The sequence below is a fragment of the Microvirga sp. GN3 genome, assembly GCF_055792825.1.
In genome coordinates, this window is sequence record NZ_JBVVAK010000250.1 from 1 (window position 1) to 8,151 (window position 8,151).

Here is an 8,151-nt window from a genome sequence, read left to right on the forward strand (position 1 = left end):
CGACCTGGTCGCCGCGGGTGTGGAGATGCCGGTCGATGCAGTTATAGGCCACGTTGGTGACGCCGTCCTCGAACCAGCGGATCGCCACGGTGCCGGGCCCGAAATGGGTGTTCTTGATCCGGGTAGGCTGCTTGAACCAGTGGAGGCGCTTGGCTTCCTCGGCCCAGAAGGCCTCCGGGTTCGTGATGGAAGCTTCGTACTTCGCGAGATAGCCCGCATCGTCCAGATAGGCGCGGTGGCTCCACTCGGCCGGCACGTCGTAGATGGGTAGCGTAGCATCAGGTGCTGCGAAATTCATGAGCTTGACTTTCCTCGCCGCCCCCTCTCCTCAGCCCCGTTATGTCGTTCTTGTAGCTGGGGGACCATCGTTTGATCGTACAGGTTCAACACTGGGCCAAATTGAGCGAGATCAAGTCCTACGGCTCCAGCGACCTATAAAAAAGTATGATGGTCGGGGCGGTGGCACGAGTGTCGCCAGGCCGCTCCCACACGTTTTCTCGCAAAGCGATGTTGATGGACAGTCGGAGAGAGCACCGGTTTGGCGAATGACCCGGTTAGCCACCGGCTCAGAGCTCCTCCCGAGGTCAATGGTCCAGACTCTGTCCTCTCCAGGTGACATAGAGGGGAGGACCCGCCGGGATCCTGGAGAGCCTCCCGATCCGGAGAGCTTGAGGGTCAGCCTGGTCATGCAATTAAAGTGCAACGCTGCAGACACGTACCCATCACCCATCTGGATTGATTGCTAGGACATCATGATTCAGTGATTATTGATGACATGTGATGCATGGAAGACATGTGATGCATGGAAGGAGTGCCATTCATTGATCACCGCCGCACAAATCCGGGCGGCCCGGGCCCTCCTCGGCATTGATCAACGCCAGCTCGCCGCGATGGCAGGGGTCTCGCTGCCAACCATCCAACGCATGGAAGCGAGCGCCGGCAATGTGCGAGGGGTGGTTGAGACGCTCACGAAAGTCGTCGAGGCGTTCGACCGAGCCGGGATCGAGCTCATCGGTGAGAATGCGGTGAGCCGCGAAGGCGGGCGAGGCGTGCGGTTCAAGCACGCCAAGGCCGTCGGCGGCTCCTCCTGAGGCAAGTGATCGCGACGGTGACCGTTGCCTCAGGGCGACGATCTCCGTTGCTCCAGTGGCTCAAGAAAGCGCCAGTATGCCTGCACAGTCTGTTGAACCGACCTTCGCTGAACTGTTCACGCCAAAGCTGATCACGGTCCTGCGGGAACGTTATGGACTGGTCGATCTCCGCGCCGATGCCGCCGCGGGCCTGACGGTCGCCATCGTCGCCCTGCCGCTCTCCATGGCGATCGCCATCGCCTCAGGTGTCACCCCCGACCGGGGCCTCTACGCCGCCATTGTCGGCGGCTTCATCGTCTCGGCCTTGGGCGGCAGCCGGTTTCAGATCGGCGGGCCAGCGGGGGCGTTCATCGTGCTGGTGGCCGCAACCGTCGAACAGCACGGCGTGAATGGGCTCCTTCTCACGACCATGCTCAGTGGCGTAATCCTGCTGGCGATTGGGTTCCTGCGGCTTGGCACCTTCATCAAGTTCATCCCCTACCCGGTGACGGTTGGCTTCACGACCGGTATCGCCCTCATCATTTTCGCGAGCCAGCTCAAGGAGCTGCTGGGGCTCAGGCTCGACCGGGAGCCCGGGCCCTTCATTCCCAAGCTCCTGGCGCTTGGGGGCGCCCTGCCGACCCTGAATGTCTCGGCCGTGGCTGTGGCCGTTCTGACCATTGGCATCATTGTCGCTATCCGGCGCTTCCGTCCGCACTGGCCGGCCTTCATCATCGCCGTGGCCGCCGCCGCTCTCGTGACTTGGCTCCTGGACCTGCCGGTCGAGACCATCGGCACCCGTTTCGGTGGTCTGCCGCAATCCCTGCCAGCGCCCCATCTGCCGCCTCTCTCGATCGCGAGAGTCGCCGAGCTGCTGCCTGCCGCTCTCTCGTTTGCCCTCCTGGGCGGGATCGAGAGCCTTCTGTCCGCAGTGGTCGCCGACAGCATGACGGGCCGGCGCCACCGCTCCAACTGTGAACTGGTGGCGCAAGGCTTCGCGAACATCGCCTGGGGTCTGTTTGGCGGCATCTGTGTCACCGGCACGATCGCCCGCACCGCCACCAACGTCCGCTCTGGCGCCCGAAGCCCAGTGGCAGGGATGCTGCACTCGGTGTTCCTGCTCCTGTTCATGCTGGTGGCCGCCCCGCTCGCCTCCTTCATCCCGTTGTCGGCTTTGGCGGCGGTCCTCACGACCGTTGCTTGGAACATGGCGGAGAAGCACGAGTTCGCGACCCTGCTGCGGGCCTCGAAGGGGGATGCCGTGGTGCTGCTCGCGACGTTTCTGCTGGTGGTCTTCCGCGATCTCACGGAAGGCATCCTGGTGGGGTTCGGCCTTGGCGTGCTTGTGTTCCTGCAGCGGATGGCGGCGGCGGTCGAGGTCGAACAGCCCCGTTTTCTCTCAGAAGAGGATCGTCCTGATACGGTGAGCGGCAACGGCCGCGAACCGTATGACGCCACGCTCGCGACCGATCCCGACGTGGTGGTGTATCGGATCTCGGGCGCATTCTTCTTCGGCGCGGCGGCAACGGTGGCCGCGGCGCTCGACCGCATCGCGGAACACCCGAAGGCCTATGTCATCGATTTCTCGGCGGTTCCGGTGCTCGACAGTACGGCAGCTACGACCATCGAGGGCTTCGTGCGCAAAGCCCAGCGTCACAAGGCAGCGGTCTATATTGCGGGTGCCCGACCACCAATCCGGCGGGTCCTGCTCACCCATGGCGTGCGTCCGCCTCGGGTCCGCTTCAAAGCGAGCCTGGCGGAGGCCCTCGCCTCGGCATCGTTAACTTAACTGAGTAAAGGCCGTCTTCTGGCATTTTCAGCCATTCCCCGGTGCGTCTAAGCTATTGAAAATGCGTGACCCGCTCCGGACCTAAACCCTAGAAAGGGGAAGTAAAAGCGTTAAGTTGACGGTGCCCCTGGTGACCCGATCGAGGCCTACGCCTTAGCCGAGATTGCCGGGACCGTCCTTAATCTGCCTGAGGACTCAGACCAGGAACGGGCACGCGCGTTGAAGCAACAACTCGCGACCCAAATGACACCTCAGCAGATTGAGCTGGCGCACCGCCGTGCCCACAAGAGGCGGCCGGATCTTGAGCAAATTCAGCGCCGACGAGAGCATGAGGTTTTGTGGGGCAATTAAGCCGCGGCCTGTCTGTGGTCCCTGCCATTGTCGTTCATCAGGCCGGGGTACCAGTGCTCGAATGCGGCACGCAGCGAGCCGTCCAAGGCCCTGGTGCGGGTCTGCAAGAGCAGATGAGCTCCGCGTCGGCTCCACTGCATCTGCTGCTTCTTGGCAAAGCGCTTGCTGACGACCGCATTCACCGTCGCCTCGACAAAGGCCGAGGAAATTCGTTCACCGGACCGGTAGCGCTCGCCATAATTGATCAGGCTCGGCTCGTTGCTAGCGATGTAGACCTGGAACTCCCGCGTGGCGATCCTGAACTTGCGCAGGTTGGGATAGCGACTGTCGAGGGCTTCGAGATCGAGCACCAAATCATCGAGAGCCTCGCGAGCTCGGTAAGTGTTGCCGTGCCAGAGGAACCATTTGATCCGGCGCAACTCATCAATCGCCGCCATTCCAGCTTCCTTGTCATGGTGCACCAGGCCCTGGGCAAACTGGCGCAGAACCGTGATCCGCATCGTGATGTGAAACCAGTCAAGCACATGCTCACTGCACGGGCTGATCCGCTCGGCGAGGGAGCGGACCTCGTCCCCGCCGTCGGTGATGAAGGTCAGATCCTGATCCGCCTGGAAGCCCTGGCGGCGGAGGTGATCGATGATGCGACGCTGTGGCTTGCGATCATAGCCGTGAACGAAGCCGATGTACCGAGCCTCCCCCTCTTCGGGCATGGACCGGCCGACGATCAGCTCGAAGTTCCTCTTTCTGTCGCGCCAGTCGCGGATGTAGCCACCGTCCAAGCCAATGACCATCCGTCCATCGGGAATCGGCAGATCCTCCCAATCGCGAGGGTCTGTGCCCTCCGAAAACGAGGGACGTACCGTCGTTGCGTTGACACCGCTCCCGATAGGAAGCACGTCGGCCAGGAGATCGGCGGCTGCCGCATAGGGCACGAGCGAGGCCCAGCGGGTCTCGAGATACAGACGCTCCGGCGCAACATGGTCGGGGAGCAACTGCTTCAGTGGCGAGATCGTTGCCGGACCGTTGACCTTTGCATCTTTGGGAAGGTAGTAGCGCGGGCTCTTCAGCCGGACATCGCCGAGCAGAGTTCGGAAGGTGATCGGGTAGCTGCCCTTGCACCGGAGCTTGCGACCGCTGATCGCGCAGGGCCGGTGGTTCTCGAGCCAGCCGTTGACCTGAGCCTCGACGATCCGCTGCTGGGCCGCTGCCAGCAGGGCCTTGCTCTCGGCCAGGGATAGCCCGAGATCCTCGGCCCGCTCGGTGATCTTCGTCAGCATTGCGATCTCCGCTGCGTCGCCAACGGTGCCGTCGTCTCCAACGATCTGAAGCATGATCCTAACCTGCATGAGACCTTCCATGGGTTCTCGGGAAGCCAGGACCCGTTGCCGGCCAACGGACCTCACAGCCTCATCACTGCTGATGCATGAGGTCGAGATACTCGGCCTTTCTTAGCCGCACGTTGACGTCCTTGCGAGAGAACGGCTTGCCTTGCCACCCTTGGCGCACCTCAAGGCGCTCCAGAGCCTCCCGAACCTGATCGATCTCCTCAGCATCGATTAAGGCGCCCGTGCTTCGTTTTAGGGCGAGCTGATCAACGAAATCGGCGAGGACGGCGAAGTCATCACTGGTCTCCGGAGCGGTCCAGGCCTCACGCCGGGCCAAGTAGCCGTTCACCCCGCTGCAGTCCTCCGGCGGGCAGGATCCATCCCCATCCAGGCAAATGGGATAGTGTCTCCCTGGGGCAGCCGCATGCCGGCTCTCAAGGCGCACCTCATGCTCCCACGGACCATTGAGATTGTACTCGTAGCGAAAGCGCGTCCCTAAGCGCAGGCGAAGCTCTGAAAGCGGGACATCCGGTGACCGGGCCGCCAACTCCAGGGAGCCGAACCGCCTGGCGTGGAGCGTGAACTGGAACAGGTGGATCCCCTCCCAGCCCATGGCCACCTGAATGACACCGTGCAGCTCCCGCAGGGTCATACTGTGTGGCACCTGAACCCGCCGCCAAATCATGGGGCTGATCCCGAGAAGCCAGACCTTCAACTGCAGGACCTTCGGCGCCGTGGAAGGATCAGGCAGCCCGGGTTCGGATGGGGTGCGCTTTGGCAAATGAAGGTGCCCCGCAGCTTTGTTTCGTCTGGCGGAAAACCTTGTACAGCGGACCCGTTACCAGTCTGTCCCACAAAACCTCATGCTCTCGTGCACGGACGCCCTCCCCAAGAATCGATGCTCATCAAGCCAAGGCGCGGAGGCATCTTGGCCTAACCTGATCATGAACAGGGAAAGGAACTCGCCATGGCGACCGGCACAGTGAAGTGGTACAATGAAACAAAGGGCTATGGCTTCATCCAGCCTGATGCTGGTGGCAAGGACGTCTTCGTTCATGCGTCCGCGCTTGAGCGTGCTGGCCTGCGTGGTCTGGCTGAAGGTCAGAAGGTCTCCTATGACGTCGAGTCTGACCGCCGTACCGGCAAGGAGTCAGCCTCAAACCTGAAGACGGCCTGATCAAGCTCTCTGGTCACACATTTTGTAACAGAGGCCGCCTCATGTGAGGCGGCCTCTGCGCTTTTGCACGCGACGCATCCTGGCGCGTCGAGCCGTCGAGCCAAGGAAAGGAACCCGCACTGTGGCCCGCAAAAAGTCAAAGCCCGTTGAGAGTGGCTATGCCCTCTTCGACGTTTTCTACGAGGATGGCTCCCGCAGCTCAAACCGGCGGGTTCCACACTCTCTTCTGGGCGGGCTCGACGGCGATGAGCCGGCCCGCAAGGCCATCGAGGAGCAGGACAACGCCATTGCCGAGAAAGCCGGCCGCCCCCGTATCCCGATCAAAAAGATTACGCGTTCAGTCACATAGCGTGAACCGGGCTTCCGCACAGGAATTCCTATTTGCGATCATAGTCGTTTCTGAAAAGACCGTCTGATTTCAAGCTCTCATCAGGATATTTCTTAGTGAGTTTTGGGGCAAATCTTGCCAGGGAGTTCCATTCTGTCACAGTTTTCAAGCGGCCTCTTGTAAAAATCTTATCACCTCCTATATCTCTGTTATCGACTTTGGCCGGACAATCGGGCCGTTTCGCTGTTGGCACTGCCAGGCGCACGTTCAGACTCTCTCCAAACCATCGACGAACCGGGTTGAGGTCACGCTTCGCGTGCCTTCGCTCACGTGCATCCGCAGCAACCGCGAAAGGTTATCCCCATGATCATGGGCACGGTGAAATTCTACAACGACATGAAGGGCTTCGGCTTCATCCAGCCGAACGATGGCAGCAAGGACGTGTTCGTTCATGCCACTGCTCTCGAGCGCGCCGGCATGCGTAACCTCGTCGAAGGCCAGAAGGTCTTCTTCGACACCGCGGAAGACCGCCGCTCCGGCAAGGTCGCCATCAACAACATCCAGAAGGCCTAAGGATGATCGGGCGCACATCATAAGCGCCTCTTCGAAGCCGCTCCCGGGTAGAGCGGCTTTTTCTTTGCGAAGCTCCATCGTTCGATGGTCAATCAAGTGAGGACGCGATGTACACGTTTCGAAAAGCCCCTCCTGCGAAATCGGTCATGTTCATGGTGAACTATGACGATGGTCGCACGGCCTATCTGTGGATCGACGATCCAGCAAAGGCGAACGATACCTGGGCTATCGGCGTGATTGCCCAAGCCCAGCAAGAGCAAGGCTCCCTGCCGGAAGGCACTATCACCAGCATCAGGCGTGTCCGATAGTCGGCACGGGTCAGATAAGCATCCTTATTGAGATCAATGAGTGGAATGAAACAGCAAGATTTTAACGAACGGTTGAGTGCTGCCAGAGACGCAAAGCACGCAATGGCCGCCAAGTTTCGTCAGAGGCCGGGCCCTGACGATCCGGCGGTTGCGGAACGGCGAGCCGCCCGGGTAGCCGTGAGCGCCGCGCGGGATGCTCGCCTCGCTGAGCGGGAAGCCAGGCATCTTGCCGAGAATGCCCGCCTTGCCGCGGAGCGTGAGGCCCATGCGGCAGAGCAAGCCGAGCAGCAGGCACGTGCGGCCGCCGAGAAGGAAGAGAACGAGGCCAGGTTGGAGGCCGAGCGCAAGGCTACCCGCGATGCTCGTTACGCTGCCCGCAAAGCACGGAAGTAGTGGCTCCTACCAAGTCGCATCCTGATGATTGCGTTCAATCCAATTCAATCAGGAATGAGGAAACTGACCGGGTGTCGCACAAGTTCAAAGTTCGACAACTGGTCGGGCTGAAGCAGCCCGGGATTTCTGACGTCCAGACGAGCTCAGCCAATTCTTACGAGATTGTGCGGCTGATACCAGCCGATCAGACTGGAGAGGTCTCGGACCGGATCAAATCAGGCGGGATCGAAAGATCCGTCCGCGAGAGCGAGTTTCGGGGCAGTTAGTCCCCTGAACCCATCGTTTATCGTCCACCGCACACAGGCTGCGGTGGCATGAACCTCACGAATAGAAAGGACATCCTTTGCAGGTTTTGGTACGCGAGAACAATTTCGATCAGGCGCTGAGAGTGCTCAAGAAGAAGATGCAGCGCGAAGGGATCTTCCGCGAAATGAAAGCACGGAAAGCCTACGAGAAGCCCTCCGAGCGCAAGACGCGCGAGAAGGCAGAGGCTGTGCGGCGCAGCCGCAAACTGGCCCGTAAGCAGGCCATCCGGGAGGGACTGATCGCTGCTCCCAAACCCAAACCTCGTTTTGCCGGACCGCGTCGACCCGTGACTGCTCCCGGCGTCGGATCCCCCACCCCGACAGCAGAGCCGAAGGTTTAGCGTGTTCCGAGATAGAGCCTCGTATCGGGTCCAGGCTTTGCAAGTGGCGCACAGAGTATCGCGCGCACTTAATGATCTTCACGGAGGTGGTGTAACATAGGGTGATGTCGATCCTCATGAGGAGGCGCGCGATGGATGACGACGTTTGGCGGCCGACGCATCTAACATCCGAGCAGATGGAGGAGCGGCGT

The 8,151-nt window shown here is 61.0% G+C and carries 11 protein-coding genes; 8 read left to right on the forward strand and 3 right to left on the reverse strand.

The window, feature by feature from the left end:
• The coding region (locus tag ACS5Q1_RS45120; RefSeq protein ID WP_473104327.1) for an acetyl-coenzyme A synthetase N-terminal domain-containing protein at positions 1-298 on the reverse strand (298 nt) is incomplete at its 3' end.
• Positions 299-821: 523 nt separating this feature from the next.
• Between ACS5Q1_RS45120 and ACS5Q1_RS45125 the strand changes: the two genes are divergently transcribed.
• Positions 822-1,091 (forward strand): helix-turn-helix domain-containing protein, encoded by a 270-nt coding sequence (locus tag ACS5Q1_RS45125; protein WP_473104328.1) that lies wholly within the window; start codon positions 822-824, stop codon positions 1,089-1,091.
• 76 nt (positions 1,092-1,167) lie between these two features.
• The gene (locus ACS5Q1_RS45130) at positions 1,168-2,859 is read left to right on the forward strand and encodes a SulP family inorganic anion transporter (protein ID WP_473104329.1); all 1,692 of its coding nucleotides are present in this window, start codon (positions 1,168-1,170) and stop codon (positions 2,857-2,859) included.
• Between the two features lie 347 nt (positions 2,860-3,206).
• Here the strand turns inward: ACS5Q1_RS45130 and ACS5Q1_RS45135 are convergent, their stop codons facing one another.
• Positions 3,207-4,556, reverse strand: coding sequence for an ISKra4 family transposase (locus ACS5Q1_RS45135; RefSeq protein WP_473104330.1), 1,350 nt, complete (start codon positions 4,554-4,556; stop codon positions 3,207-3,209).
• A 64-nt stretch (positions 4,557-4,620) separates the two neighbouring features.
• Entirely contained in the window at positions 4,621-5,316 is a 696-nt protein-coding gene (locus ACS5Q1_RS45140; RefSeq protein ID WP_473104331.1) for a plasmid pRiA4b ORF-3 family protein, read from the reverse strand.
• A 186-nt stretch (positions 5,317-5,502) separates the two neighbouring features.
• Here ACS5Q1_RS45140 and ACS5Q1_RS45145 point away from each other — a divergent pair, with 186 nt between their 5' ends.
• The 6 genes from ACS5Q1_RS45145 (at position 5,503) to rpsU (ending at position 7,960) form a co-directional block, all read left to right on the forward strand.
• Complete coding sequence (locus tag ACS5Q1_RS45145) at positions 5,503-5,712, forward strand: cold-shock protein (RefSeq protein ID WP_183450675.1); 210 nt, start codon at positions 5,503-5,505, stop codon at positions 5,710-5,712.
• A gap of 121 nt (positions 5,713-5,833) precedes the next feature.
• Positions 5,834-6,061: a hypothetical protein gene (locus ACS5Q1_RS45150; RefSeq protein ID WP_473104332.1), complete on the forward strand. Its 228-nt coding sequence runs from the start codon at positions 5,834-5,836 to the stop codon at positions 6,059-6,061.
• A 342-nt stretch (positions 6,062-6,403) separates the two neighbouring features.
• Positions 6,404-6,613 carry a cold-shock protein gene (locus tag ACS5Q1_RS45155; RefSeq protein WP_473104333.1) on the forward strand — a complete coding sequence of 70 codons (210 nt, stop codon included), beginning with the start codon at positions 6,404-6,406 and terminating at the stop codon, positions 6,611-6,613.
• 107 nt (positions 6,614-6,720) lie between these two features.
• Positions 6,721-6,921, forward strand: coding sequence for a hypothetical protein (locus tag ACS5Q1_RS45160; RefSeq protein WP_162820683.1), 201 nt, complete (start codon positions 6,721-6,723; stop codon positions 6,919-6,921).
• 45 nt (positions 6,922-6,966) lie between these two features.
• Positions 6,967-7,314, forward strand: coding sequence for a DUF6481 family protein (locus ACS5Q1_RS45165; protein ID WP_473104334.1), 348 nt, complete (start codon positions 6,967-6,969; stop codon positions 7,312-7,314).
• A 343-nt stretch (positions 7,315-7,657) separates the two neighbouring features.
• Positions 7,658-7,960, forward strand: coding sequence for a 30S ribosomal protein S21 (gene rpsU, locus ACS5Q1_RS45170; protein ID WP_473104335.1), 303 nt, complete (start codon positions 7,658-7,660; stop codon positions 7,958-7,960).
• Positions 7,961-8,151: the final 191 nt, after the last annotated feature.